The sequence below is a fragment of the Streptomyces sp. AM6-12 genome, from assembly GCF_044327085.1.
In the GTDB taxonomy this organism is placed as follows: Bacteria; Actinomycetota; Actinomycetes; order Streptomycetales; family Streptomycetaceae; genus Streptomyces.
Genome location: NZ_JBIQWN010000001.1, coordinates 2,345,147 through 2,371,482, shown reverse-complemented (window position 1 = coordinate 2,371,482; position 26,336 = coordinate 2,345,147). Strand labels below are relative to the sequence as shown.

Below are 26,336 nucleotides of genomic sequence, written 5' to 3'. Positions count from 1 at the left end.
TCCCCCCGTTACTAGCCAGTAACGAACCCCCTTGTGCGGGCGGCCAATTTGCACCACGATCGGCGACGCTCGGTCCATTCCCGCACCCCGGCAACCCGGTCGGGGCGAGGGAGACTCTGGGTCCCCACCGAGCAGAGCCGGCGGCAGTGGCGCCGGCTCTCGGGCAGGGGGGTCTTCGCCGGCCGGCGAAGCCTGTCCAGCAAGGTTGTGCGTGATGTGTGTCAGGCGCGACCAGTGGTTGTCGCTCGGGGGTGATCGCCGGTGATTCGGGCGCGCTATGCGCCCGCGAGTACGGGCGCTCCTTCCCGAGGACGTAGCACTTCTCCCATCCCTGCCCCGGCTGAGCCGCCGTACGTGGGCGAGTCCGGGCCAGGAGATGTACGTCCGAGAAGGAGGAAATATGGAGTCCCAGGTGCGTGGCGGGACCAGATGGAAGCGGTTCGCTGTGGTCATGGTGCCCAGCGTCGCCGCCACGGCGTGTATAGGCGTGGCCCTCGCTCAGGGTGCGCTGGCCGCCTCGTTCAGCGTGTCGGGTCAGTCCTTCAAGGTGACCGCGGACAAACTGGTCGGCCAGGGCTTCGAGCAGTACGGCGCGCTCGACAACGGCTACACCCTCAGTGGTGACCAGACGACCCACCCGGTCGCGGTCTCGGCCTTCAAGTCGGCCCAGATCACGAACATGTGCCAGTCGGTCGTCACGCCGAACATCCCGGTGCTCGGCTCGGTCAGCCTCGTGCTGAAGGCGGGGGCGAACAAGCCGGTCGAGGCCGACCAGCTGTACATCGACGTCGACGACCTGAACGCCGACGCCACCTTCAACAACATCGACATCGGTGTTGCGGCCAAGGACGCCGCCAAGGGTCCGGGCATGAAGGGCGGCAAGGAGCAGGCCAACCCGTTCGGCTTCGCGCAGCAGGCCGACTCGGCCACGCTGACGGGTGTGAAGCAGACGGCGTGGGCGACCACGGCCGGCACCTTCAAGCTCAGTGGTCTGCACATGTCCGTGCAGGCGGGCACGCACGAGTGCTACTAGGCACTCGTTGACGGGCGGGGGAGCCGACGGCGCCCCCGCCCGCGCCACATCCGCCGCGTCTTCACGCGCGGCACACGTCATCACCACAGCAATGCCGCACCAGGGAGCTGTTTTCCATGAGCGCCGAGACCCCTGCCGCCGACCCCGGCCAGTTCACCATCCGGAGGCAGCAGTTCCGCGCCTGGCGGGGCGCGCGGCCGTTCTGGGCAGGTCTGTTCGTCTTGCTCGGCGGCTTTCCGATCATGTACTTCCCGTACGCCCATCTCCAGCTGGGGCACCTGACGCTGGCGATGGCGACCACCGCGGGAGCGGGGTCCCTGATCATCGGTGTGCTGCTCGTCGTGCTGGGGGTCAGCCTCTGGTTCCAGAAGCATGTGCGGACCTTCGCGGGAGTCGCCGCCATCCTGCTGGCGCTGGTGTCTCTCCCTGTGTCCAACTTCGGTGGATTCGTCCTCGGCTTCCTGTTCTCCCTCATCGGCGGGGCGATGGCCGTGGCGTGGGCGCCGGGCGAGCCCGCGGGGCCGGAGGCGCAGGCCGGTGCGGCCGCCCCGGACGCGGGCGGCGCACCCGGAACCGTGCCGCTGCCCGGTCAGGGCACCGGCGGGGCGTACGAGCCGAACGACCTGTCAGGAACGAGCCCGGCCAACGGGGCGAACGGGAGGCACAGTGCCGGCTGACGAGGTGAGCCGCGGGAGCGTCGCGGACGAGTCCCGCGGGAGAACCGGACCCCGCCACGCGGCTCCCAGGAAGCCGCTGTTCACCAGGTTCCACATGCCGGCCGGCAAGGCGATAGCCACCGTGGCGATGCCGACGGCCGTGCTCATGGGCATGGGCTTCACCTCCACGCTCGCCCTCGCGGCGGGCAACGGCGGCGGCCCGGCCACCTCGCCCGCGGCCAAGAGCATGTCGGCGGAGGAGTACAAGGACTGCGTCAAGGCACTGGGCGACGGCAAGGACCCCTCGACCTCGCCCTCGCCCTCGGCCGACAAGTCCACCGACGCGCCGGCGCCGTCGTCCTCGCCGAGCGGCGACGCGACGAAGGACACGGGCAAGGACACATCCAAGGACACGTCGGGCTCCTCGTCGTCCGGGGACGCGGGTTCGGGTTCCGGCTCGGGTTCGGGTTCCGGCTCGGGTTCCGCGGACAAGACCGCGCCCAAGCCGACCGGGACCTCCGGCTCCTCCGACTCGGGCTCCGGCTCGGGGTCGGGTTCGGGTTCCGGTTCCGGTACGACGACGGGCACGTCCCCGAGCCAGAGCAGCGGCGGCGGGCTGCTCGGCACCATCGGCGACACCATCGGGAACATCCTCACCGGCGGCAAGCACGACTCTCCCGCGCCCTCCGCGAGCAGCACGCCCTCGGCGAGCCCCTCGCCCTCCGCGTCCGGCTCCACGGCGTCGTCGTCCGGCACGAAGGTGTCCGACACCGTCAAGGACACGACCTCCAAGGCCGCCAAGACGGTCGGGGACACGGTGAAGAACACCACCGGCACGGTCTCCAAGGCGGCCGACGGCGCGAGCAAGGCGGTCGACAGCGCGGGCAAGACGGTCAAGGACACGGCGGACTCGGCCACCAGGGGCCCGTCCCCGTCCCCGAGCCCCTCCGCGAGCACCAGCCCGGGCCCCTCCGCCACGGACTGCCCGGCGGCCACCACCGACGAGGGCGGCGTCGACAACGCGGTGCCGGTCGCGGACGACCCCTGGTACCTCCAGGCCAGCTCGCTGCTGCTCAAGGGCGCCGACTACCAGGGCATCGTGGAGGTGAGGACGGCGAGCGGCACCACCAAGAGGGTGCTGAAGTACGTCATCTCCGACGGCACGGACATCGGCGACCTGCACCAGACCGTGCACGACTCGCTGTCCGGCAAGACGTACCACGTCCAGGCGGCCAAGGGCTCGACGTCGACCATCAGCGACGGCAAGACCGTGATGTACACCGAGTCGATCTCGGGCAACCTGTTCGGTCTGATCCCGATGACGTTCAGCCCCGACAGCCCGCCCCCGCTGAACCTTCCGCTGATCTACTTCACCAACGTGAAGGTGACCCAGGCCGCCCAGTTCGGCGGCAGCCTGCACGTGCCCGGAATGCATGTGTACACGACCGGCTGACCGGTCCCCCCCGACCCGTCCGGGAGCCGCAACACCGCTGAGGGCGCCCCCTGTTCGCAGGGGGCGCCCTCAGTGCCATTCAAGTCCCGTACGGGACGCGTCAGTTGTCGGTGCCCAGGTGGTGCACCCGGATCATGTTGGTGGTGCCGGGGACGCCGGGGGGCGAGCCGGCGGTGATGACCACGGTGGCGCCCTTCTCGAACCGGGCCAGCTTGGCCAGCTCCTGGTCCACCTGCTCGACCATGTCGTCGGTGGTGTCCACGAACGGCACCACGTACGGCTCCACGCCCCAGCTCAGCGTGAGCTGGTTGCGGGTGGCCTCCTCGGTGGTGAAGGCGAGGATCGGCTGGGCGGCGCGGTAGCGCGACAGGCGGCGCGCGGTGTCACCGGACTGGGTGAACGCGACCAGGCCACGGGCGCCCAGGAAGTCGGCGATCTCGCAGGCCGCGCGGGCCACCGAACCGCCCTGCGTGCGCGGCTTCTTGCCCGGCACCAGCGGCTGGAGGCCCTTGGAGAGCAGCTCCTGCTCGGCGGCCTGGACGATCTTCGACATCGTCTTGACCGTCTCGACCGGGTAGGCGCCCACCGAGGACTCGGCGGACAGCATCACCGCGTCGGCGCCGTCCAGGATCGCGTTGGCCACGTCGGAGGCCTCGGCGCGGGTCGGCCGGGAGTTGGTGATCATCGACTCCATCATCTGGGTCGCCACGATCACCGGCTTGGCGTTGCGCCGGCACAGCTCGATCAGGCGCTTCTGCACCATCGGGACCTTCTCGAGCGGGTACTCCACCGCGAGGTCGCCGCGCGCCACCATCACGGCGTCGAACGCGTTGACCACGTCCTGCATGTTCTCCACCGCCTGCGGCTTCTCCACCTTGGCGATGACCGGGACCCGGCGGCCCTCCTCGTCCATGACGCGGTGCACGTCCTGGACGTCCTTGGCGTCGCGCACGAAGGACAGCGCGACCATGTCGCAGCCCATGCGCAGCGCGAACCGCAGGTCCTCGACGTCCTTCTCGCTCAGCGCGGGCACGTTGACGGCCGCGCCGGGCAGGTTGATGCCCTTGTGGTCGGAGACGACGCCGCCCTCGATCACGATCGTCCGGACCCGCGGGCCGTCCACGTCCACGACCTTCAGCTCGACGTTGCCGTCGTTGATCAGGACCTGGTCGCCGCGCGAGACATCGCCCGGCAGCCCCTTGTACGTCGTCCCGCAGATGTGCCGGTCGCCGGCCACGTCCTCGGTGGTGATGACGAACTCGTCACCGCGCTCCAGCTCGACCGGGCCCTCGGCGAAGGTCTCCAGGCGGATCTTCGGGCCCTGGAGGTCGGCGAGGACGCCGATGGGCCGGCCGGTCTCCTTGGCGGCGGCCCGGACGCGGTCGTACCGCGCCTGGTGCTCGGCGTGGGAGCCGTGGCTGAAGTTGAAGCGGGCCACATTCATGCCCGCCTCGATCATGGCGACGAGCATCTCGTGGGAGTCGACCGCGGGGCCGAGAGTACAGACGATTTTCGAACGGCGCATGGGGCGATCCTATCGGTTTGTTTCGCTACGGAATATTCCGTCTGGCGGAAGATACAAATGAGAGGCGGCCTGCTCAGCTGCTCTCAATTGCTCTTTCCGACCAGTGCGTAGGTCTGCGTCGCGATCTCCAGTTCTTCATCCGTCGGCACCACGGCCACGGCCACCCGTGCGGACGCGGGCGAAATCAGCCGCGCCGCGCCGCTCCGTACGAGGTTCAGCTCCGGGTCGACCGCCGCGCCCAGCCCCTCCAGGCCCGCGATCGCCGCCTCCCGCACGGGTGCCGCGTTCTCCCCGACCCCGGCGGTGAACGCGATCGCGTCCACCTTCCCGAGGACGGCGAAATAGGCGCCGATGTACTTCTTGAGCCGGTGAATGTAAATGTCGAAGGCGAGGGCGGCTTCCTCGTCGCCCTCGTCGATCCGGCGGCGGATCTCCCGCATGTCGTTGTCCCCGCACAGACCGAACAGGCCGCTCCTCTTGTTGAGAAGAGTGTCGATCTCGTCCATGGACATTCCGCCAACCCGCGCCAAATGGAAGATGACGGCGGGATCCAGATCACCGGATCGCGTACCCATCACCAGCCCCTCCAAAGGCGTGAGCCCCATGGAGGTGTCCACGCACCGGCCCCTGGCCACCGCCGAGGCGGAGGCACCGTTGCCCAGGTGCAGCACGATCACGTTGGCCTCGGCCGGGTCCTTGCCCAGCAGCCGGGCCGTCTCGCGGGACACATAGGCGTGCGAGGTGCCGTGGAAGCCGTAGCGGCGCACCCGGTAGCGGTCGGCGATCTTCGGGTCGATGGCGTAGCGCGCCGCCGACTCCGGCATCGTGGTGTGGAAGGCGGTGTCGAACACGGCGACCTGCGGCAGGTCGGGGCGCAGCGCGTGGGCGGTGCGGATGCCGGTGAGGTTGGCCGGGTTGTGCAGCGGGGCGACCGGGATCAGCCGCTCGATCTCGGTGATCACTTCGTCGTCCACGACGGTGGGCTCGGTGAAGAACATCCCGCCGTGCACCACCCGGTGCCCGATCGCCAGCAGGTCCGGCGAGTCGAGGCCGATGCCGTCGCGGGCCAGCTCCCCGGCGACCGCCTTGAGCGCGGCGTCGTGGTCGGCGATCGGGCCGTTCTGCTCGCGGGTCTCGCCGCTGCTCGCGCAGGTGTGCTTGAGCCGGGAGGTCTGCTCGCCGATCCGCTCCACCAGACCGAGGGCGAGCCGGCTCGCGTCCCGCATGTCGAGCAGCTGGTACTTCAGCGAGGAGGAACCGGAGTTGAGGACGAGGACACGGGTCGCGGTCACGGTGCGGGCACGCTTTCTGCTCGGTCTGCGGAGGTCTGGGCCTGGATGGCGGTGATGGCGACGGTGGTCACGATGTCCGGCACCAGGGCGCCGCGGGACAGGTCGTTGACCGGCTTGTTCAGCCCCTGGAGGACCGGGCCGACGGCGATCGCGCCGGCCGAGCGCTGCACGGCCTTGTAGGTGTTGTTGCCGGTGTTGAGGTCCGGGAAGATCAGCACGGTGGCCTGCCCGGCGACCTCGGAGCCCGGCAGCTTGGTCGCGGCGACGGTGGGCTCCACGGCGGCGTCGTACTGGATCGGCCCCTCGATCTTCAGGTCCGGCCGGCGGGCGCGCACCAGCTCGGTGGCGGCGCGCACCTTGTCGACGTCGGCGCCGGTGCCGGAGGTGCCGGTGGAGTACGACAGCATCGCGATCCGCGGCTCCACCCCGAACCGGGCCGCCGTACCGGCCGACTGGATGGCGATGTCCGCGAGCTGCTCGGCGTCCGGGTCGGGGTTGACCGCGCAGTCGCCGTAGACCAGCACCTTGTCGGCCAGGCACATGAAGAACACCGAGGAGACGATCGCCGCCTCCGGGCGGCCCCGCCCGTCTCCCACCACCGCCCTATTCGACGCGCTGCGCGCGGCAGCCTCGGTCTTGATGATCTCGAAGGCCGGGCGGATGGTGGCCGCCGTGGAGTGCACCGAGCCGGAGACCATGCCGTCGGCGAGGCCCTCCTCGACCATCAGGGTGCCGAAGTAGTTCACGTCCGTGACCACGTCGTACGCCAGCTCCACCGTGACGCCCTTGTGGGCGCGCAGGGCCGCGTACTTCTCGGCGAAGCCGTCGCGCAGTTCGGAGGTGGCTGGGTCGATCAGCTGGGTGCCGCCGAGGTCGATGCCCAGGTCGGCGGCCTTCTTGCGGATCTGGTCGGCGGGCCCGAGCAGGGTCAGGTCGCACACGCCCCGGCGCAGCAGCACCTCGGCCGCGTGCAGCACCCGCTCCTCGGTGCCCTCCGGGAGCACCACCCGGCGCCGGTCGGCGCGGGCCCGCTCCAGCAGCGTGTGCTCGAACATCATCGGGGTGACGCGGTCGCCGCTCGGCGCGGAGATGCGGCGCGCCAGCTCGGCGGTGTCCACATGGCGTTCGAACAGGCCGAGCGCGGTCTCCGCCTTGCGCGGGGTGGCCGCCGTCATCCGGCCCTCCAGCGAGAACAGCCGCTCGGCGGTGGGGAAGCTGTTGCCGCGCACCGAGAGGACGGGGGTGCCCGGTGCGAGCCGGGCGGCCAGCGTGAGGATCTCCTGGCTCGGCACCTCGTCCAGGGTGAGCAGCATGCCGGCGATCGGCGGGGTACCGGCGCTGTGCGCGGCCAGCGCGCCGACCACCAGGTCCGCGCGGTCGCCCGGAGTGATCACCACGCAGCCCGGCGTCAGGGCGGTCAGCAGGTTCGGCAGCATGGCGCCGCCGAAGACGAAGCCGAGGGCGTCGCGGGCGAGCCCGGAGTCGTCGCCGAGCAGCACCCGCGCGTCCAGGGCCTGGGCGATCTGCGCGATGGTCGGCGCGGACAGGGCGGGCTCGTCGGGCAGCACGTAGCAGGGCACCGGCAGCCGGGAGGCCAGGCGCTCGGCGATCTCGGCGCGGCCCTCGCGGGCGACCCGGTTGGCGATCATGGCGAGGACGTCGCAGCCCAGGCCGTGGTAGGCGCGGTAGGCGTTGCGGACCTCCGCGCGCACCGACTCGGCGTGCTGGCCGCGGCCGCCGACGACCGGCAGCACGGCGGCGCCGAACTCGTTGGCCAGCCGGGCGTTGAGGGCCAGCTCGTCGGGGAGCTGGGTGGCGGCGAAGTCCGTGCCGAGGACGAGGACGACGTCGTAGTCGCGGGCCAGCAGATGGAAGCGGTCCACGAGGGCGGAGACCAGCTCGTCGGTGCCCCGCTCGGCCTGGATCGCGGACGCCTCCCGGTAGTCCATGCCGATCACGGTCGCCGGGTCCTGGGAGAGGCGGTAGCGCGCCCGCAGCAGCTCGAACAGCCGGTCGGGGCCGTCGTGCACGAGCGGGCGGAAGACGCCCACCCGGTCGACCTGCCGGGTCAGGAGCTCCATGACCCCCAGCTCCACGACCTGGCGGCCGTCGCCGCGGTCGATGCCGGTCAGGTACACGCTGCGCGTCACGTATCCACTCCGTTTCTGATGTCGCTCGCCGTCGAAAGGTCGTCGTCAAAGGGTCGGCATAAAAATCGCCCACCAGGGTGAGCGGAACCCTCTTGACAGTACCCCTCACTCGGGATAAGGCGCCCGTCAGGATCCCAGGGCTCCCCGGCGGACGTGAAAGAATCGGTGCAGGCTCACGCACGGACGAGACAGCGAGCAGGAGACACAGCACGATGCGCATCGGAGTTCTCACCGCAGGCGGCGACTGCCCCGGCCTGAACGCCGTGATCCGTTCGGTCGTGCACCGCGCGGTGACGCAGTACGACGACGAGGTCATCGGATTCGAGGACGGCTACCGGGGCCTGCTCGACCGCCACTACCGCGCCCTCGACCTGGACGCGGTCGGCGGCATCCTCGCCCTCGGCGGCACCATCCTCGGCTCCTCCCGGCTGGAGCGGGACCGGCTGCGGGAGGCGTGCGAGCGGGCCACCGACATGGTCGGCGAGTTCGGCATCGACGCGCTGATCCCGATCGGCGGCGAGGGCACCCTGACGGCCGCCCGGATGCTCTCCGACGCGGGCCTCCCGGTCGTCGGCGTGCCCAAGACGATCGACAACGACATCTCCTCGACGGACCGCACCTTCGGCTTCGACACCGCGGTGGGCGTCGCCACCGAGGCGATGGACCGCCTCAAGACCACCGCCGAGTCCCACCAGCGGGTGATGGTGGTCGAGGTCATGGGCCGGCACGCGGGCTGGATCGCGCTGGAGTCCGGCATGGCCGCCGGCGCCCACGGCATCTGCCTGCCCGAGCGGCCCTTCGACCCCGCTGACCTGGTCAAGATGGTCGAGGAGCGCTTCGCGCGCGGCAAGAAGTTCGCCGTGATCTGCGTCGCCGAGGGCGCGCACCCCGCCGAGGGCACCATGGACTACGGCAAGGGCGCGATCGACCAGTACGGCCACGAGCGCTTCCAGGGCATCGGCACCGCCCTCGCCTACGAGCTGGAGCGCCGCCTCGGCAAGGAGGCCAAGCCGGTCATCCTCGGCCACGTCCAGCGCGGCGGCGTGCCCACCGCCTACGACCGCGTGCTCGCCACCCGCTTCGGCTGGCACGCCGTGGAGGCCGCCCACCGCGGCGAGTTCGGCCGGATGACCGCCCTGCGCGGCACCGACATCCGGATGGTGCCGCTCGCGGAGGCGGTGACCGAGCTGAAGACGGTCCCGAAGGACCGGATGGACGAGGCGGAGTCGGTCTTCTAGCCCGCCGGACTCCGAGGGCCGCCGCCCGGCGGGATTCCTACGGTTCCCGCCGGGCGGCCGCCCAGAAGTTCTCCACGATCCGCTCCAGGAACTCCTCCCCGGCGGCCCCGGCCGCACCCCCGCCGCCCCAGCCGAGGGTGGCGGTCATCCGGCCCTGGTAGTCCCGGTGCAGCCGGCGCAGCGCCTCCTCCAGGTCGGGGCGCTCCACGGCCACCAGCTCCTCGACCTGCCGTACATAGGCCTGCCAGCGGGTGGTCACGGCCCCGCGCAGCAACTCGGCGAGCCGCTCCGTACGACCCGTGACGGCCACCACGTCCGGCGGCTGGAGGCGCAGCACCCGGACCAGCTCCGCCAGCTGGCGCTCGGTGCCGCGCCAGCTGCCGTCCTCCTCCATCCGCAGATACGCCGGAAGGTCCATGCCGACGGCGCGGGCCACGTCCTGCGGCGCGACCCCGCGGGCGATGCGGTGCTCGCGCAGGGTGCCGGGGCGGCCGAGGAGTTCGCCGGGGTCGCACCACAACGCCCCGGCCAGAGCGGCGAGCTCGGTGTGGTCCGGGGCGGCGGTGCCGCGCTCCCAGGCGAGCACATGACCGGGGGTGACGTAGGGCAGCCCGTACGAGGAGCGCAGGGTGTGGGCGACATGCTCGGGACCCATGCCGAGCGCGCCGCGCAGCCGGCGGGCGGCGAGGGCGTCGAACGGGGGCGGGGGCGAGGAGGGTGGGCGCACCCCGCACAAGGTAGGCCCGGCGGGGCGCGGGGGATACGGTCCGTTCCGACAGGATCACGGATTGTCCGAACGCACAGGGCCCCGGACCCCGCTCAGCCCTTGACCGCGCCGCCCAGCGCGAAGCCGCTGCCCAGGCGGCGGGAGACCAGGACGTAGAGCAGGATCACCGGGGTCGAGTAGATGACGGAGAACGCGGCGAGCTGGCCGTAGGCGACCATGCCGCGGTTGCCGAAGAAGTCGTTGACGCTGACCGAGGCCGGCATCTGGTCGGGGGTGAGCAGGAGCATGAAGGGGACGAAGAAGTTGCCCCACATCATGACGAACGAGAAGACCGTCACGACGGCGAGGCCCGGCCCCATCAGCGGCAGCACGATGCGCAGCAGCGACTGGAGGGGCGAGGCTCCGTCGGTCCAGGCCGCCTCCTCCAGCTCCTTCGGCACGCCGTCCATGAAGTTCTTCATCAGCCAGATGGCGAACGGGAGTTGGGTCGCGGCGAAGAACAGGATCGTGCCCTGGAGGGTGTCGATCAGGTTCACCCGGACGAACAGCGCGTACACCGGCACCATGATCGCGGTGATGGGCAGGCTGGTGGCGAAGAGGACCGTCAGCAGGAACGGCCGGTTGAGCCGGGAGCGGAACCGGGAGAGCGGGTACGCGGCGAGCGCGGCGCAGACGACGGTGAGCGCGGTGCCACCGCCGCACAGGATCAGGCTGTTGAGCAGTGGGGTGTAGGTGATGTCCGGGGTGAGGACCGCCCGGAAGTTGCCGAGGGTGAGCGCGCCCGGGACCCGGACGCGCAGACCGGCGGCCGGGTCCACGGCGGCCAGCACCACCCATGCCAGCGGCAGCGCGAACGCCGCGGCCACCAGCAGCAGACAGGCGTCCGCGAGCAGGCGGCGCGCGGCACGGGCGTGGACGCGGGGGCGGGAGCGCGGGTGGAGGCGAGGGCGGGGGCCGGTGCGGAGGCGGGCGCGGGACATCAGACCTCCGTCCGCAGCAGCCGCAGGTACACGGCCGAGAACAGCGCCCCCACCAGCAGCAGAAGCAGCGCCACGGCGGTGCCGTACCCGATCATGCTGTTCTGGAAGGCCTGTTCGTACATGAACAGGGGCAGCGTCTGGCTCCGGTCGCCCGGCCCGCCCCGCGTCATCACCCAGATCAGCCCGAACACCGAGAGCGTCTGGAGGGTGTTGAGCATCAGGTTGGTGCCGATGGAGCGGCGGATCATCGGCAGCGTGATGTGCCACAGCCGGCGCCATCCGCCCGCCCCGTCCACCTCGGCCGCCTCGCTGATCTCGGCCGGGATCTCGTCCAGCGCGGCCGAGTACACCAGCATCGAGAAGGCCGTGCCGCGCCACACGTTGGCGAACGACACCGCGAGGACCGGCAGGGTGTACAGCCAGTTCTGGCGCGGCAGTTGCAGCCAGCCGAGGATCGCGTCCAGCGTCCCCTCCCGCCGGAAGAACGCGTACAGCAGGAATCCGGCGACCACCTCGGGCAGCACCCACGCCGTGACCACCACCGCGCCGGCCACCGCTCGCACCGGGCGCGACGCCCGCTTCATCAGCGCGGCCAGCGCGAGGCCCAGGGTGTTCTGCCCGACGATCGAGGACAGCACGGTGAACACCAGCGTCAGCCATACCGCGTTGAGGAACTCTGGGTCCCCGAACGCGCGGCGGAAGTTGGCGAGGCCCACGAAGGAGGAGTGCGCCTGGCCGGTCAGCTGGAGGTCGGTGAAGGCGATGAGGACGCAGTAGGCGATGGGGCCGGCGAGAAAGAGCAGCAGCAGGACGACGGCGGGGGTGAGGGGCAGGGCACGGGTGAGCGCGAGCGCCGCGCCCCGTCGCCTCACCCGCCCACCACCCGGCCGCCGGTGACGTCCTTGAGCGCGGCGTCGTAGTCACCCGCCGCCTGTGCCACCGACCGGTCCCCGGTGGTCACGCTCTCCATGGCCTCCTGGATCGCGGTCGACACCTTCGGGTAGACGGGGAACGCGGGCCGGTAGTGCGTCGTGGCCACGAGGTCGGTGAAGAACTTGATGCCGGGCTGCGCGCCCACGTACGCGGGGTCCGCCGCCACGTCCTCGCGCACCGCGATACCGGAGTCGGCGATGTACCACCTGCGCGCGTTGTCCTTGGTCTGGAGCGTCTTGACGAAGTCGAAGGCGAGGTCCGGATGGGCCGCCCGCGCCGGGATCGACCACGTCCAGCCGCCCGACATGCTCACCTTGCCCGGCGCCTGCCCGTGCTGCGTCGGCATGGCGGCGAGCCCGAGCTCCTTCGACCAGTCCGGCCACGCGTGCCCGCTGCCCGGCAGCCAGTCCTGCGGCAGCCAGGAGCCGTCGAGATCGATGCCGAGCCTGCCCTGGGGGAGCAGCTCACCGCGCACGGTGGTCGCGTAGTTGGGGTCGAGCGCGTCGGACACGTCCGGGCCCAGCTTCTCCTGGAACACGGTGTGCACGAACGCGAGCGCGTCCTTGAAGCCCTGGCTGCCCGTGATCCACTTCTTGCGGGCGGCGTCGTACAGCGGGTCGCTCCGGCCGTCGTTCGTGCCGTACAGCAGCTCCTCGAAGCCCTGCATCGTGGCCTCTTCGCCCGCGGCCTTGCCGGTGTAGACGTTGAGCGGGGTGACGCCGGGCACCTTCCGTTTGATGGCGCGGGCGGCGGCGAGGATGTCGTCCCAGGTCCGCGGCTGCCAGTCGGTGGGCAGCCCGGCCTTGCGGAACACCCGCTTGTCGAACCAGAGTCCGCGGGTGTCGGTGCCGTCCGGGACGCCGTACGTCTTGCCGTCCTGCCCGCGGGCCGCGGCCTTCGCGGTGCCGAGGAACCGCTTCCAGTCCGGCCACTTGTCCAGATACCCGTCGAGGGGCTTCAAGTACCCGCTGGTGATGTCGGAGTTGATGAGGAAGGTGTCCTCGTAGACCAGGTCGGGGGCGGTGCGCGGGGAGCGCAGCATCTGCTGGAGCTTGGTGTAGTACTCCGAGTCCGGCGCCTTGATCGGCACGAACTCGACCTTCTTTCCGGGGTGTTCGCGCTCGAACTGCTTCTTGATCCCGGCGAGGTAGGTGTCCATCACCTTGACGGAGTTGTCGGTCGACTGCTTGTACGACACCTTCAGGGTGTTGGGGCCCTCGCCGGACCCGGCACCGCACGCGGTGAGGGCGGTGGCGGCGAGGACGGTGGTGAGGAGGGCGGTGTAGGCGGCGGTGGGGCGCACGGGCATGACCTCCTGCGGGCACACGTGGGGGTGGCCTCGGTGGTGTCCGTGAAGGTAAGAGCGCCGGTCCCCTCAGGTCAATGCCGCGTGCGGTGAAAGGGAGTCGGTGATCATGCCGGGCTCACCGCGGCCCCGGCACCCAGCGGTACACCAGTTCCGGCCGCCCCACCTGGCCGTACAGCGGGCTGCGCGCGGCCCGGCCGGTGGCCACCAGGTGTTCCAGGTAGCGGCGCCCGGTGATCCGCGAGATGCCCAGTGCCTCGGCGGCGCCGGCCGCGGTGAGTCCGTCGGGTGCCTCGCGCAGGGCGCCGGTCACCCGCTGGAGCGTCGGCCCGCTGAGCCCCTTGGGCAGCGCCTCGGGCGCGGGCGCCCGGAGCGCCGCGAGCGCCCGGTCCACCTCGTCCTGCCCGCTCGCCTCGCCCGCCGCGGCGCGGAACTCGGCGTAGCGCACCAGCCGGTCGCGCAGCGTGGCGAAGGTGAACGGCTTGAGCACGTACTGCACCACCCCCAGCGAGACCCCCTCGCGCACCACCGCGAGATCCCGCGCCGAGGTCACCGCGATCACATCCGCGTGATGACCCGAGGCGCGCAGCGAGCGGGCGAACTGGAGCCCGTGCACATCGGGCAGATGCAGATCGAGCAGGAGCAGATCCACCCCGGTGCGGTCCAGGACGCGCCGCGCCTCGGCGCCGGTGCGGGCCTTGGCGACCGGGACGAAGCCCGGTACCCGGCCCACGTACAGCTCGTGCGCGTCGGCGGCGACCGGGTCGTCCTCCACCACGAGCACCCTGATGGCCTCCGTCACGCGGCACCGCCCTCGGCCGGCACCGGCGCCGGGCGCAGCGGCAGCCGTACCTCGAACACCGCGCCGCCGCCGGGCGCCGCGTCCGTGACCGTCAGCGTGCCCTCGTGCCGGGTCACCGCCTGCCGTACGAGCGCGAGCCCGAGCCCCCGTCCGCCGGGCCCGGCCGGCTTGGTGGTGAAGCCGCGCTGGAACAGCAGGCCGGCGTGGCCGGGGTGGACGCCGGGGCCGGTGTCCGCGACGCGCAGCACCAGTGCGGCCGCCGAGGCGTACGCCGTCACGGTCACCCGCGCCGGGGTGCTGCCCTGCGCCGCGTCCACCGCGTTGTCGATCAGGTTGCCGAGCACGGTCACCAGGTCCCGCGCGGGCGGACCGCCGGCCAGCAGGCCGTCGTCCAGGCGGCTGTCCGGCGACACCACCAGCTCCACGCCCCGCTCGTTGGCCTGCGCGGTCTTGCCCAGCAGCAGCGCGGCGAGGACGGGTTCGGCCACCGCCGCCACCACCTGGTCGGTCAGCGCCTGCGCCAGCTCCAGTTCGGCCGTGGCGAACTCCACCGCCTCCTCGGAGCGGCCCAGTTCGATCAGCGAGACCACGGTGTGCAGCCGGTTCGCCGCCTCGTGCGCCTGCGAGCGCAGCGCCTGGCTGAAGCCGCGCTCGGTGTCCAACTCGCCCATCAGCGACTGGAGTTCCGTGATGTCGCGCAGGGTGACGACGGTACCCCTGCGCTCCCCGCCGGAGACCGGGGAGGTGTTGACCACCAGGACGCGGGAGACGGTCGGGTGCACCTCGTCCACGCGGGGCCGCGAGGAGAGCAGCGCGCCCGTCAGCGGTGCCGGCAGGCCCAGTCCGGCCACCGACCGGCCCACCACCTCGTCGCACGGGCCGATCCCGAGCAGTTCCCGGCCGCCGTCGTTGATCAGCGCCACCCGGTACTGCCCGTCCAGCATCAGCAGGCCCTCGCGGACCGCGTGCAGCGCCGCCTGGTGGTAGTCGTGCATCCGGCTTAGCTCGGCGGCGTTCATGTTGTGGGTGTGCCGGCGCAGCCGGGCGTTGATGACGTACGTGCCCACCGCGCCCAGCAGCAGCGCCCCGCCGGCCACCCCGAGCAGCGCCGTGACCTGGTCCTGGAGCCGCTCGCTGATCCGGTCCACGGTGATGCCGGCGCTGACCAGGCCGATGATCCGGCCGCCGTCCGTCACCGGGGTCACCGCCCGCACGGAGGGGCCGAGGGTGCCGGTGCAGGTCTCGGTGAAGGTGCGGCCGTGGCGGGCGGGGGCGGTGGTGCCGAGGAAGCGTCTGCCGATCTGCCGGGGATCGGGGTGGGTCCAGCGGATGCCGTCCGGGCTCATGATCGTGACGAAGTCGACGTTGGTGTGCCGGGTGACCTCCAGGGCGTACGGCTCGAGGCGCGCGGTCGGGTCCGGGGAGCGGATCGCGTCGCGGACCGCGGGGGAGTCGGCGACCGAGCGGGCCACCGCGGTGGTCTGCCGGGCGGCTGCGTCCCGCGCCTGCCTCCGGTCGCTGACGTAGGCGAACAGCGCGTATCCGGCCACGACCACCGCTATCAGCACCGCCTGCATGGCGAACAGCTGGCCCGCCAGGCTGCGCGGCCGGGTCAGGGACGGAAGGCGCATGCCAGCCAGTGTGCCCCCGGTTCTGGCGTGAACTAAATGAACGCAAGCGTGACCGCCCTCACAGGACGGGAGATAGTCGCCGCGTTCCCCAGCACCGCCCGGACGTGAGCCGCACGCCGGTCGTGGACCGACGACGACGTCGACGAAGACGTCAAGGAGGGCAGTCGTGGCCGCCACCACTCCCGAGACGGCACCCGCCGCACCCCGAGACCGGCGGGACCGGACCCATTACCTGTACATCGCCGTCATCGTGGCCGTCGCGCTCGGCATCGCCGTCGGACTCCTGTGGCCGGATGCCGCCGTCCGGCTCCAGCCGCTGGGCACCGGGTTCGTCAACCTGATCAAGATGATGATCTCGCCGATCATCTTCTGCACGATCGTGCTCGGCATCGGCTCGGTGCGCAAGGCGGCCAAGGTGGGCGCCGTCGGCGGCATCGCCCTCGGCTACTTCCTCGTGATGTCGCTGGTCGCCCTCGCCATCGGGCTCGTGGTCGGCAATGTGCTGCACCCCGGCGCCGGGCTCCATCTGACCCACGCCCTCAGGCAGACCGGACACGCCCAGGTCAGCAGTGACGCGCTGCCGCCCGTGGACTTCGTCCTGTCGATCATCCCGGGGACCTTCGTGTCCGCCTTCACCGAGGGCCAGGTCCTCCAGACGCTGCTGGTCGCGCTGCTCACCGGGTTCGCCCTCCAGGCCATGGGGGCGGCCGGGCAGCCGGTGCTGCGCGGCGTCGAGCACCTCCAGCGGCTCGTCTTCCGCATCCTGTCCATGGTCATGTGGGCCGCGCCGGTCGGCGCGTTCGGCGCGATCGCCGCCGTCACCGGCTCGGCCGGGCTGGACGCGCTGAAGAGTCTCGCCGTGCTGATGCTCGGCTTCTACGTCACCTGCGCGCTGTTCGTCTTCGTGGTGCTCGGCGCGATGCTGCGGATCGCCGCCGGGGTGAACGTCTTCTCCCTGTGCCGCTACCTCGCCCGCGAGTTCCTGCTGATCCTGTCCACCTCCTCCTCCGAGTCCGCGCTGCCGCGCCTGATCGCGAAGATGGAGCACCTCGGCGTCAGCAAGCCGGTCGTCGGCATCACCGTGCCGACCGGCTACTCCTTCAACCTCGACGGCACGATGATCTACATGACCATGGCGTCGCTCTACATCGCGGACGCGCTGGGCACGCCGATGTCGGTCGGCGAGCAGATCCCGCTGCTGCTGTTCCTGCTGCTGGCGTCGAAGGGCGCGGCCGGCGTCAGCGGCGCGGGCCTCGCCACCCTGGCCGGCGGCCTCCAGTCGCACAAGCCCGCGCTGGTGGACGGCGTCGGCCTGATCGTCGGCATCGACCGGTTCATGAGCGAGGCGCGCGCGCTGACGAACTTCGCGGGCAACGCGATCGCCACGGTGCTGGTGGGCACCTGGACCAAGGAGATCGACCGGGCGCGGGTGGCGCGGGTGCTCTCGGGAGAGCTGCCGTTCGACGAGACGGTGATGGACGCGACAGCGGGTACCGTGACCGGGGCCCCCGAGCCCCGCGAGGAGAAGCTGGCCAGGGCCTAGCCCCCGGCCGCCTGCTCCGGATGCCCGGCCCCGCCTGAACCGGGTCCGGGCATCCGGCCGTCCGGGACCGCGTGTCCGCGCCGCTTCCGGGCCGTGTGTCCGTGCCGCTTCCGGGCCGCGCGATCGCCCCGCACGCCCTACAGGTCCGAACTCACCTTGGCCACCAGGGCGGTGGCCAGCGAGGCGGGTACGCCCGCCGAGGTCAGCACGGTGACCGCGGCGGCGCGGCCCGCCTCTTGTGCCGCCAGCAGCCCGTCGTTGACCGCTTCCATGACCGCGAAGAGGGACTGCTCGTGCACATAGGCGAGCGCGGGCGCTGGCAGCGGTGAGCTGAACACACCCTCGTCCAAGCCCTGTTGGAGCACCCGGATCTTGGCCGCGCGCACCGGGGCGAGGCGTTCGCGGATGCCCTGCACGGTGACCGTGCGCTGCGCGAGGGCGATCAGCAGCCGGTAGCGGTCGGCGGTCGCCCAGAGTCCGAGCACCGAGCGGGCGAGAGCCTCCGCCGGGTCCGTGATCCCCGTACGCACCGTCGCGTCCGCGTCCGCGAGCGCCTGCACCGCCTCGTCGGTGAGGGTGCTGATCAGCGCCTCCCGGCTGGGGAAGTGACCGTACACGGTCCGTCGTACGACCCCGGCGGCGCGCGCGATCTGGTCCATCGAGGCGTCCGGGTCACGCAGCAGCTCGGCGAGGGCGACGTCGAGGATGCGGCGGCGGTTGGCGTCGGCGCGGCTGGGGTTACCCGTGGTCATGGAGGCCATTCTGCACTTCCTCACCCGACTTGCACAGTGCTGTGCAGCGGCGTACATTGCACATTGTTGTGCAATTGCACGGTGCTGTGCAAATACCCTCGCGAACCTGAGGAAGGCAAACCCCTGCCATGCGACTCGTCATGACCGAACCGGTCGAGAAGATGGAGCGCCCGTACGCCCGGCGCTGGTGGGCACTGCTGGTGCTCTGCCTGAGCCTGCTGATCATCGTGATGGCCAACACCGCCCTCACGGTCGCGGCGCCCGACATGACGAAGGACCTCGGGCTCTCCAGCGCCGACCTCCAGTGGGTGATCGACGGCTACACCGTGCCCTACGCGGCCCTGATGCTGCTGCTCGGCGCGATCGGCGACAAGTACAGCCGGCGCGGGGCGCTCGTGCTCGGCCTGCTGGTCTTCGGCGGCGGCGCGGTCTTCGGCTATCTCGCGGACAGCGCGGCGACCGTGATCGCGGCGCGCGCGGTGATGGGCGTCGGCGCGGCGCTGATCATGCCGGCCACGCTGTCGCTGCTCGCGGCGACCTTCCCGCGGGCCGAGCGGGCCAAGGCGATCGTGCTGTGGACGGCGACGGCGGGCCTCGCCATCGCCGCCGGACCGGTGGTCGCCGGCGCGCTGCTGCGCGACCACGGCTGGTCCTCCACCTTCCTGATCAACGTGCCGATCGCGCTCGTCGCGCTCGTCGCCGCCTTCGTCCTGGTCCCGCCGTCCAAGGCCGGCCACCACGACCGCATCGACTACGTCGGCGGCCTGCTGTCCGTGATCTGGACCGGCTCCCTGGTCTACATGATCATCCAGGGCCCGCACTTCGGCTGGAGCGGCAAGGCCGTCGCCGCCGCCGTGATCGCGGGCGTCGGCCTGATCGCCTTCGTCCTGTGGGAGCTGCGCCACCCGCGCCCGATCCTGGACGTCCGCCGCTTCGCGCACCGCCGCTTCGCCGGCTCCAACCTGGCCGTCGCCCTGTTCTTCCTGGCCGTCTTCGGCGCGTTCTACTTCCTCACCCAGCACCTCCAGTTCGTCCTCGGCTACGACGCCCTGGAGACCGGCGTACGGATGCTGCCGCTGGCCGGCGCCGTGTTCGTCGGCTCGGCCCTCACCGGCTGGCTCACACCGCGCCTCGGCATGAAGTGGACCGTCAGCGCGGGCATGGTCCTCGGCACGGTGGCGCTGGCCCTGCTCACCCAGGTGGACGCGGGCTCGACGTACGGCGACTTCCTGGCCCCGCTGATCATCCTCGGCCTCGCCATCGGCCTCGCCCTCTCGCCCTGCACCGACGCGATCATGGGCGCGTTCCCCGAGTCCGAACTCGGCGTCGGCGGCGCGGTCAACGACACCTCGCTGGAACTCGGCGGCTCCCTCGGCATCGCCATCCTCGGCTCGCTGCTCGCCACGTCGTACGGCAACCACCTCACCGACGCGACCGCCGGCAGCAAGCTCCCGCCGAGCGCCCTGGACACCGCCAAGGACTCGGTCGGCGCCGGCTACGCCGTCGCACAGGGCATCGCCGACAAGGCCCACCAGGCCGCCGCCCAGGCCGCCCACGCGGGCAGCCCCCAGCAGGCCGCCGCGCTCAAGCAGCAGGCCGCCGAACTGGCCGCGGGCGCCCGCCAGATGGCCGACGCGGTGGGCTCCTCCTTCTCCTCCGCCGTGGCCCACACCAGCCTGGTCGGCGCGGTCATCCTCGGCATCGGCACGGTCCTGGTCGCGTTCCTGCTGCCGCGCCGCGCGACGACCGAAGAGGTGAAGGAAACGGAGAAGGAACTGGCGCGGACCACCGCCGGCTGACGGTTTCCGGCCGACATCCATTAGCGTGCCGTTCCGGATCACCGGAACGGCACGCTCGTGCGTGGCGTCTGTACCGTCATGGAGGCACGGGGGACATGAAGATCGACTGGGACCGGCGGACCTGCGCGCGCAAGGGGCATGTGACCTACGCGCCCGACGATCCGCGGCTGCGGGTACGGCTGCACGCGCGGACCGGGCTCGGGGACGCGTGGCGCTGCCTGCGCTGCGGGGACTTCGTGCTCGGCGAGCCGCACGGGTCGGGACCGGCGCGGAACGCGCCGCTGGTGCCGCGGGGCAAGGTGCTGCGGGACCTGTTCATCCTGCGGTTCCTCGCCGTCGAGCGGGCCGTGCGCGGGGTGTTCATAGTGCTGGTCGCGGTGGCCGTGTGGAAGTTCAGCAACAGCCAGGACGCGGTGCGGCGGCTGTTCAACGAGTACCTGGCCGTGCTGCGCCCGGTCTTCCGGCACTTCCACTACGACCTCGACCACTCACCCGTGGTCGGCTCCATCCAGAAGGCGTTCGGCTACAAGCACTCCACGCTGCTCCTCGTCGCCGGACTGCTCCTCGCCTACGCGCTGATCGAGCTGGTGGAGGCGGTCGGCCTGTGGCGCGCCAAGCGCTGGGCGGAGTACCTCACGGTCGTCGCCACGGCCGCGTTCCTCCCGCTGGAGATCTACGAGCTGACCGAGAAGGTCAGCTACCTCAAGATCGCCACCCTGGCCCTCAACATCCTCGCCGTCCTCTACATCGCCTTCGCCAAACGCCTCTTCGGTCTGCGCGGCGGCCGCCGCAGATTCGACGAGGAACGCCGCAGCGCGTCCCTGCTGGAGGTGGAGGAGTCGGCGGGGGTGCTGGTCTGAGGCCACCGTGCGGTGTCGCCCTCCCTCCCACCGCTCGTGGGAGGGAGGGCGACGCCGTGTGCGGGTTCCGTTGCGGCCGTCTCAGCCGTGGACGTAGACATCGCCCCTGGCGATGTCGTCGACATCCTCGGCCGGAACGGCGGAGAAGCCGGCCAACCGCAGGATGCCGATCAATGCCCTCTGCATGAGGAGAACGACCTCGGCATGATGTTTCCATTCTGGCGCCGCCGGGTCCTGTTGTTCTGTCACCGCCTTTATCCCGGCCTCTGCCAGATTCGGTGCACTCCAGCGAATGTAGAGGCCGCCAGCGTGATCATCCTGGCTGTCGTCGACTTCCACCCGTGCGCCGGGCTGTCTTGTCACTTCCGGGCGCATGACGTACGCGGGAATACCGGCGCGGTGCAGTTCCCGGCAGACTCGGTCTGCGAGCTCATTCCCGGCGGCGATGTCCTCCTCCGAGGTGGACGGATGGCCGTACGCCTCGGCCTCGGATCGGTTCTCGGGACCTCTGTGCTTCAACGGGGCATCTCCTGGCTTCCTCGCCGGCAGTCATCGCGTTGTATGTCCATAGGCGCAAGAGGAGCGCCGGAAAGTCTTTCCAGCGCCCCCTCTTTCCGCGTCACTCAGACTCGGTCCGCTGACTGGAGCGGGCGAACTTTCCACGCTCGAACGTGTCGAGCAAGTGCTCCAACATATAGTACGCGCCGGGTCCATCCGGGGTCGAATAGGTCACCGGAATGCCTTGCAGGAGCGGAGAGCACTTGTTCTCGCAGGGGCTGCGTTCGCTGTAGAGTTCGGAGATCTGGTTCCTATTGAATCCCTTTTCCTCCAGCTTCTGTATGATCAATTCCTCCGAGTGGAGTCCTTTGGGGATATTCGCGAAGACGACGAAGTCGTCCTTCGCGCCGGTAGCCGCGGCCCACCCCGGAACCCTTGCAACCGCGATGTTCCGGCCGAACTTGTACCTGAGTCCGCTGGCCACCCGAAACTTGTACGCGACCACGGCCAGTTCCGAACTGGCGTACGGAATCATGCCTTCGCACGCATTGTTCGCGGAGAGCGCCAACGCGGCTCTGCTCCGCTTCGTGCACGTCTCGTACAGTTGCCTGAGGACCTTGGCGCCGATTCCTTCTTTTGCCAGCGGCGACAGACCATCCAGGCCGCGCAGTGCCTTGTAGGCGTCGTCGAAGTCGATGCCGGTCCTGGCGGCGGCGTCGAGTGCCTTGACCGCCTTGGTGATGTCGCTGAGCGCGCCTCCCAGAGGGAAGTAGGTGGCGTAGGTCCAGGCGCAGCCGCCGGCGCTGCCGTGGAGGCAGTCCATCATGTCGTCGGCGAAGAAAGAGAACAGGACCGCCCCGGCCACGTCGCCGAAAAGGCTCTGCCATCCGGCGCGGACGATGTCCTTGCCGGAGAAGTGGTGCTGCCAGTTCTCGATCTTGACGTTCTTCAGTGTCGACCGCTGGAGGAACTGCCATGCCGGCTTCGGGCAGCCGTCGGCCGTGGCCTGTGCCGCGTCGTCGGTGCACAGGTAGAAGTCGGCCTCGTAGGTGACGACCAGGTTGTACGCGGCGTCGCAGCCCGTCATGGCGGCTTGCGGCATCGGGGGACACTCCCCGATCTGCTGGGAGCTGACGATCTCGACGGTGGACTCGTCCGGAACGGCGAACACGCCGGGAATGCCGGTACCGGATCCCTTGGACGCCTGCTTGTTGGCCTGCTCCCGTTCGGTGCGGTCGGCCGCCTCCTGGGCGTCCCTGGCGTACTTGTCGGCGTCCTTGGCGGCCTGTTCGGCCTCGGTTGCGGCGGTGTCGGCGCGGTCGGCGGCCGCACGGGCGTCCTTGGCGTCCTGTTCGGCCTGGTCGGCGGCGGAACGGGCGGCCGCGGCGTCGAGTTCGGCGGCGTCGGCGGAGGCGCGGGCGTCCTTGGCGTAGCCCTCGGCGCTGCCGGCTGCCTTGTCGGCGGCCGCGGCGTCGTCGGCGGCCTGTTTGTCGTAGGCGATGGTGCGGGTCAGGGACGCGGTCGCGGCCGATGCGGCCGTGGCGGCGTCGGCCGCGTAGCCGAGCACCTCCTTGGCGTAGGTGCGGGCGTCGGCCGCGTACTGGGCGGCGCCGGCCGCGTGCTGGTAGGCCTCCTTGGCGTCGCCCTTGGCCTGCTCGGCAAGGTTCTTGGCCGCGTCCGCCTCGGCGGCGGCGTTCCTGGCGTGTGCGTCGGCGACGGCCCGCTGCTGGTCGGCGATGGACTTGGACGCCTGCCCGGTCAAGACCACCAGGCCGGCCGCCGAGTCGGTGTCGACATACGGTGAACCGAGTTGGATCGCGTCGTTGGCCGGGGCGGCGACTTGCCCTGCGGCCTTGCCGGCATCGACGGCGGCCTGCGCGGTGACATGTGCGAACCCGGCGGCTTTCGCCGAGGCCGCCAGTGCCTTGCCCGCCTCGGCGTTCGCCTGGTCGGCCTGGTTCTTGGCGTCCTTGGCGTGCTGTTCGGCCTCGTCGGCGAGTTTGACGGCGGTCTTCGCCTCGGCGGCGGCGTCCTGGGAGGCCGCGATGGCGTCGGCCACCGCGCTGGTGGCGGTGCGGACCGCCGCGTCCGCCTTCAGCTTGTCCGCTTGGGCGGCGTCCGCGTCGGAGCGGGCCCGCTTGGCGGCCGCCTCCGCACGGGTCGCCGCGGCGTCGGCGTCGGCCGCCGCCTGAGTGGCCGCGTCCGCGTCCGCGCGGGCCTTCGTCGCCGCCGTCTCCGCCTCGGTCGCGGCCTTGTCCGCGTCGTCGGCGGCGGAGCGAGCCGCGTCGGCCGCGTCCCCCGAGTCGAGGGAGTCGGCGTAGGCGTCCTTGGCGTCGGCCTTGGCGCGGGCCGCGTCGGCCTTCTGTTCCGCGTCCCAGGCGTCGTCGCGCATGGCCCTGGCATGGTCACTGGCCTTGACCGCGTCGTCGCGCTTGTCCTGAGCGGTCTTCTCGGCCGCGTCCGCCTTGTCCTTGGCTGCCCCGGCCTTGGTCGCCTGCGCCTCGGCAGCCTGTCTGTACTGGGCGGCGTCGGCCCGCTTGGCGGCGGCCGTCTCCTTCTCCGCCTTGGCCGTCTTCTCCTCGGCCTCCGCGGCCAGCCGCTTGGCGTGAGCGTCCGCGGCGGCCGCTTTCGCGTCTCCCTCGGCCTTCAGCGCGTCACCGAGCCTGGCCTCGGCGGTCTCCTTGTCCGCCTTGGCGTTGTCACGATGCACCTTCGCCGCGTCCGCGGCCGCCTTGGCCTGCTCCTCGGCCGCCTTCGCGGCCTCCTTGCGGAACTCCGCCTTGACCTGCGCGGCCTGCGCCAGCGCGCGCTGTGCGATGGTCGCGCTGTCCCCGGCCGCCGCACGGGTGGCGGCCTGGGCCGTCTCACCGGCCTTCTCCATCGCCTGCAACGCGGCCACCACGCCTCGGGTCACCTGCGCCTTCTGCTGCCCCACCAGCAGACCCCGGCCGCGCGGCGCACCCTCGTCGTCGGCGATGCCGTACGCGGTCTGAAGGGCGGCATCCGAGATGCCGTCGGCGTGCCTTGCGGCGACCAACTGCCCCTTGAGCACGGCCAGTTTCGCACCGGCACCGTTGCGGGCCGCGGTGACACCGGCCGTCGCCTTGGCGAACTGTGCCTTGTCCGGGTACGACAGCTTGTCGGCGCCGTCGTGCGACTGTGCCACCACACGGATCTTCTGCGCGTCGGTGCCGTTGCATGTGTACAGCTGGCTGTCGTTTCCGTTGGTGAACGTGTGCAGGTCCAGGCACTTGTCGGTGGCGGCATTGCGCAGCTCCCCGGCGGCGCGGACGTCGAACTGCCACTGCTGGGCCGCGGTGCCGTTGCACGTCCACACCTGGATCTTCGTACCGTTGGCGTCGGCGGCGCTTTTCACGTCGAGGCACTTCTGCGCCTTGGTGTTGTACAGGGCATAGCCGCCGTCGTAGGAGCCCCAGAACTTCCACTGCTGGGCGGCACTGCCGTTGCAGGTGTAGATCTGCACCGGGGTGCCGTTGGCCGTCCCGCCGCCCTGGACGTCCAGGCACTTGCCGTCGGCCGCCTCCACCTGCATGACCAGGGAGCCGTCGCCGATCCATCCGATGCCGCCCGGCGACCAGTAGTCCTGCCAGCGCGTGAGATGGTCCGCGACCCAGGAGTGCCCCAGCATCTCGCTCAGCGCCTTCGCGCCCTTGGACAGGGCGTCGACCGCGGACTTGTTCGCGTCCAGGATCCGGTTGCGCTGGGCGGCCTGCGAGGAGACCTCCTGCTGCCACTCGGCCGCGGCGGTGGAGGTGACATCGCCCAGCACGCCGTCCGGGTCGAGCGGATCCCGCCAGCCGCAGGCCGCGAAGCGGGACTTCACGTCCTCCACCGCGATGCGGTACTCCGGCGTCCCCGGCTGCGGAGCCGTATGCGGGAAACCGCCGAAGGACAGGAAGACCCGAGCGTCGTCGGCACCCGCGTTGGCGCCCGGAACGCCGTGCATCCACTGGAACGCGTCATGCTCGGCCCACGCCCGGTCACGCTCCTGCGGGGTCATCCCGGACGTGTCCGGGGCCTTGCCGTAGAGGTCGTTGCCAAGGCCGTCGACGGCCTTGAGGGTCGCGCCGTCGGCCTTGGGGGTCTCGTCCTCGTAGAAGTCGTCGTCGCTCTGCCAGAACCGGTCCGCGACCCACTGGCTCAGACCGGTCTGGTTGTAGAAGCTCTGGTCACCGCTCGGCGGCCAGTGGAAATCCGCGTCGGTGAACCCGGCCGGGGTGGTCAGGCCCTCGAGGGGCTTCTGCCAGCCGGCCCGCAGCGCGCCGAGATCGTCAAGCTGCTTGCCCGCCGCTTCCCGGTCGTTCTGGTACGCGACGGCCAGCGGCGTCTTCTCCCAGTTCTTCCGGTCGGCGAGAACGTGCAGCTTGTCGGGGCTCTGATTGAGGCCGTCCTGCGCGGTCGCGGCCATCGACGGGCCGCCGAGCCGCAGCACGTCGGTCATCAGGCACTGGTCCTGCCGCAACTGCTCGGCGGCGGTGTCCTGGTACCAGGGGTAGGAATCGGCCGCCGGCTCGGCGGTCAGCCGGGACAGACCCGGCTGTACGGCGATGCCGGCCACGACGGCCAGCGCGGCCACGGACGACACGCCCGCGGTCAGCTTTGCCGGTCTTCGCAATCCGGGCAGGCGGAACCAAGATCTGGAGCGCAAAGGAGCGTCCCCCCTCTTCACTGTCGAACGGTCGGGCCGGGAGATCCGCCGCACAACAGCAAGCAGCCGGTCCGCGTACGAGCAGAGTCCCGCTCCCCGCGAGCGACGGTGTTCCCCCGGTCATCGAGCGATGTGCGTGCAACCACGGATTGGTCAAGATCCGGTAAGGCGCGGCGACACCTTACGCATGCACGGATCGCTCAGTACGGAGCGTGATCCGGTGGCCGCGGCCCGTTGGCCGGAATGCGTCCGTGCTGGTCACGCGTCCGAGGCGACGGCCGATACGTAGCCTGACCATGGAGGTTCTGTGCATCGACTGTGTGATTTCTGTGTCAGTTGGCGTCGGGTCCGGGGGCGTCGGGCGGTCCGAGACGGCTGGTTCTCGTCCTCGTCGGGCGCCGTCCAGTGGGACTCGCGGCGGGACTCGCCAGGGTGCCCCCATGGTCGCCACGCGCACGAAAAATCCCCCGGACAATTGCGTCCAGGGGA

Annotated in this window: 19 protein-coding genes; 7 read left to right on the top strand and 12 right to left on the bottom strand. The window is 71.1% G+C overall.

Translation table 11 applies throughout. The annotated features are described in order from the left end of the window. Nucleotides 1–400 precede the first annotated feature (400 nt). The 3 genes from ACE4Q9_RS10475 to ACE4Q9_RS10465 all read left to right on the top strand — a co-directional run bounded on the left by ACE4Q9_RS10475 (nt 401) and on the right by ACE4Q9_RS10465 (nt 3,142). The gene (locus ACE4Q9_RS10475) at nt 401–1,033 is read left to right on the top strand and encodes a DUF6230 family protein (RefSeq protein WP_397983968.1); all 633 of its coding nucleotides are present in this window, start codon (nt 401–403) and stop codon (nt 1,031–1,033) included. 116 nt (nt 1,034–1,149) lie between these two features. Continuing rightward, on the top strand, nt 1,150–1,710 hold the full coding sequence (locus ACE4Q9_RS10470) for a DUF6114 domain-containing protein (RefSeq protein WP_397983967.1): 561 nt from the start codon (nt 1,150–1,152) through the stop codon (nt 1,708–1,710). Then, the gene (locus tag ACE4Q9_RS10465; RefSeq protein ID WP_397983966.1) at nt 1,700–3,142 is read left to right on the top strand and encodes a hypothetical protein; all 1,443 of its coding nucleotides are present in this window, start codon (nt 1,700–1,702) and stop codon (nt 3,140–3,142) included. Before ACE4Q9_RS10470 ends, ACE4Q9_RS10465 begins: the two co-directional genes overlap by 11 nt. A gap of 100 nt (nt 3,143–3,242) precedes the next feature. On the opposite strand, the gene pyk is transcribed toward ACE4Q9_RS10465, so the two are convergent. The 3 genes from pyk to pta all read right to left on the bottom strand — a co-directional run bounded on the left by pyk (nt 3,243) and on the right by pta (nt 8,109). After that, nucleotides 3,243–4,667, bottom strand: coding sequence for a pyruvate kinase (gene pyk, locus ACE4Q9_RS10460; protein WP_397983965.1), 1,425 nt, complete (start codon nt 4,665–4,667; stop codon nt 3,243–3,245). Nucleotides 4,668–4,750: 83 nt separating this feature from the next. Continuing rightward, nucleotides 4,751–5,959 (bottom strand): acetate kinase, encoded by a 1,209-nt coding sequence (locus ACE4Q9_RS10455; RefSeq protein WP_397983964.1) that lies wholly within the window; start codon nt 5,957–5,959, stop codon nt 4,751–4,753. After that, on the bottom strand, nt 5,956–8,109 hold the full coding sequence (pta, locus tag ACE4Q9_RS10450) for a phosphate acetyltransferase (protein WP_397983963.1): 2,154 nt from the start codon (nt 8,107–8,109) through the stop codon (nt 5,956–5,958). Before pta ends, ACE4Q9_RS10455 begins: the two co-directional genes overlap by 4 nt. 212 nt (nt 8,110–8,321) lie before the next feature. Here pta and ACE4Q9_RS10445 point away from each other — a divergent pair, with 212 nt between their 5' ends. Further along, complete coding sequence (locus ACE4Q9_RS10445) at nt 8,322–9,347, top strand: ATP-dependent 6-phosphofructokinase (RefSeq protein ID WP_397983962.1); 1,026 nt, start codon at nt 8,322–8,324, stop codon at nt 9,345–9,347. Nucleotides 9,348–9,384: 37 nt separating this feature from the next. Here the strand turns inward: ACE4Q9_RS10445 and ACE4Q9_RS10440 are convergent, their stop codons facing one another. The 6 genes from ACE4Q9_RS10440 to ACE4Q9_RS10415 all read right to left on the bottom strand — a co-directional run bounded on the left by ACE4Q9_RS10440 (nt 9,385) and on the right by ACE4Q9_RS10415 (nt 15,726). Beyond that, complete coding sequence (locus tag ACE4Q9_RS10440) at nt 9,385–10,083, bottom strand: helix-turn-helix domain-containing protein (protein ID WP_397983961.1); 699 nt, start codon at nt 10,081–10,083, stop codon at nt 9,385–9,387. Nucleotides 10,084–10,166: 83 nt separating this feature from the next. Then, nucleotides 10,167–11,054, bottom strand: a complete 888-nt coding sequence (locus ACE4Q9_RS10435; protein ID WP_397983960.1) for a carbohydrate ABC transporter permease — start codon at nt 11,052–11,054, stop codon at nt 10,167–10,169. Beyond that, the gene (locus tag ACE4Q9_RS10430) at nt 11,054–11,926 is read right to left on the bottom strand and encodes a carbohydrate ABC transporter permease (protein ID WP_397983959.1); all 873 of its coding nucleotides are present in this window, start codon (nt 11,924–11,926) and stop codon (nt 11,054–11,056) included. The genes ACE4Q9_RS10435 and ACE4Q9_RS10430 overlap by 1 nt, the downstream gene beginning before the upstream one ends. Beyond that, nucleotides 11,923–13,296, bottom strand: coding sequence for an extracellular solute-binding protein (locus ACE4Q9_RS10425; RefSeq protein WP_397983958.1), 1,374 nt, complete (start codon nt 13,294–13,296; stop codon nt 11,923–11,925). Before ACE4Q9_RS10425 ends, ACE4Q9_RS10430 begins: the two co-directional genes overlap by 4 nt. 115 nt (nt 13,297–13,411) lie before the next feature. Beyond that, nucleotides 13,412–14,095 carry a response regulator gene (locus ACE4Q9_RS10420; RefSeq protein WP_397983957.1) on the bottom strand — a complete coding sequence of 228 codons (684 nt, stop codon included), beginning with the start codon at nt 14,093–14,095 and terminating at the stop codon, nt 13,412–13,414. After that, a complete protein-coding gene (locus tag ACE4Q9_RS10415; RefSeq protein ID WP_397983956.1) occupies nt 14,092–15,726 on the bottom strand; it encodes an ATP-binding protein in 1,635 nt (544 codons plus the stop codon). The genes ACE4Q9_RS10420 and ACE4Q9_RS10415 overlap by 4 nt, the downstream gene beginning before the upstream one ends. A gap of 166 nt (nt 15,727–15,892) precedes the next feature. On the opposite strand from ACE4Q9_RS10415, the gene ACE4Q9_RS10410 reads away from it, so the two are divergent. Beyond that, nucleotides 15,893–17,269 (top strand): cation:dicarboxylate symporter family transporter, encoded by a 1,377-nt coding sequence (locus ACE4Q9_RS10410; protein ID WP_397983955.1) that lies wholly within the window; start codon nt 15,893–15,895, stop codon nt 17,267–17,269. A 137-nt stretch (nt 17,270–17,406) separates the two neighbouring features. On the opposite strand, the gene ACE4Q9_RS10405 is transcribed toward ACE4Q9_RS10410, so the two are convergent. Continuing rightward, nucleotides 17,407–18,030, bottom strand: coding sequence for a TetR/AcrR family transcriptional regulator (locus tag ACE4Q9_RS10405; protein WP_397983954.1), 624 nt, complete (start codon nt 18,028–18,030; stop codon nt 17,407–17,409). A 119-nt stretch (nt 18,031–18,149) separates the two neighbouring features. Here ACE4Q9_RS10405 and ACE4Q9_RS10400 point away from each other — a divergent pair, with 119 nt between their 5' ends. Together ACE4Q9_RS10400 and ACE4Q9_RS10395 are read left to right on the top strand one after the other, a co-directional pair. Then, nucleotides 18,150–19,820, top strand: coding sequence for an MFS transporter (locus ACE4Q9_RS10400; RefSeq protein WP_397983953.1), 1,671 nt, complete (start codon nt 18,150–18,152; stop codon nt 19,818–19,820). A gap of 95 nt (nt 19,821–19,915) precedes the next feature. Next, a complete protein-coding gene (locus tag ACE4Q9_RS10395; RefSeq protein ID WP_397983952.1) occupies nt 19,916–20,680 on the top strand; it encodes a DUF2127 domain-containing protein in 765 nt (254 codons plus the stop codon). A gap of 81 nt (nt 20,681–20,761) precedes the next feature. Here ACE4Q9_RS10395 and ACE4Q9_RS10390 read toward each other — a convergent pair whose 3' ends face one another. Both ACE4Q9_RS10390 and ACE4Q9_RS10385 read right to left on the bottom strand, forming a co-directional pair. Next, on the bottom strand, nt 20,762–21,199 hold the full coding sequence (locus ACE4Q9_RS10390; protein ID WP_397983951.1) for a hypothetical protein: 438 nt from the start codon (nt 21,197–21,199) through the stop codon (nt 20,762–20,764). 100 nt (nt 21,200–21,299) lie between these two features. Next, the gene (locus tag ACE4Q9_RS10385; RefSeq protein WP_397987170.1) at nt 21,300–25,640 is read right to left on the bottom strand and encodes an RICIN domain-containing protein; all 4,341 of its coding nucleotides are present in this window, start codon (nt 25,638–25,640) and stop codon (nt 21,300–21,302) included. Nucleotides 25,641–26,336 lie beyond the last annotated feature (696 nt).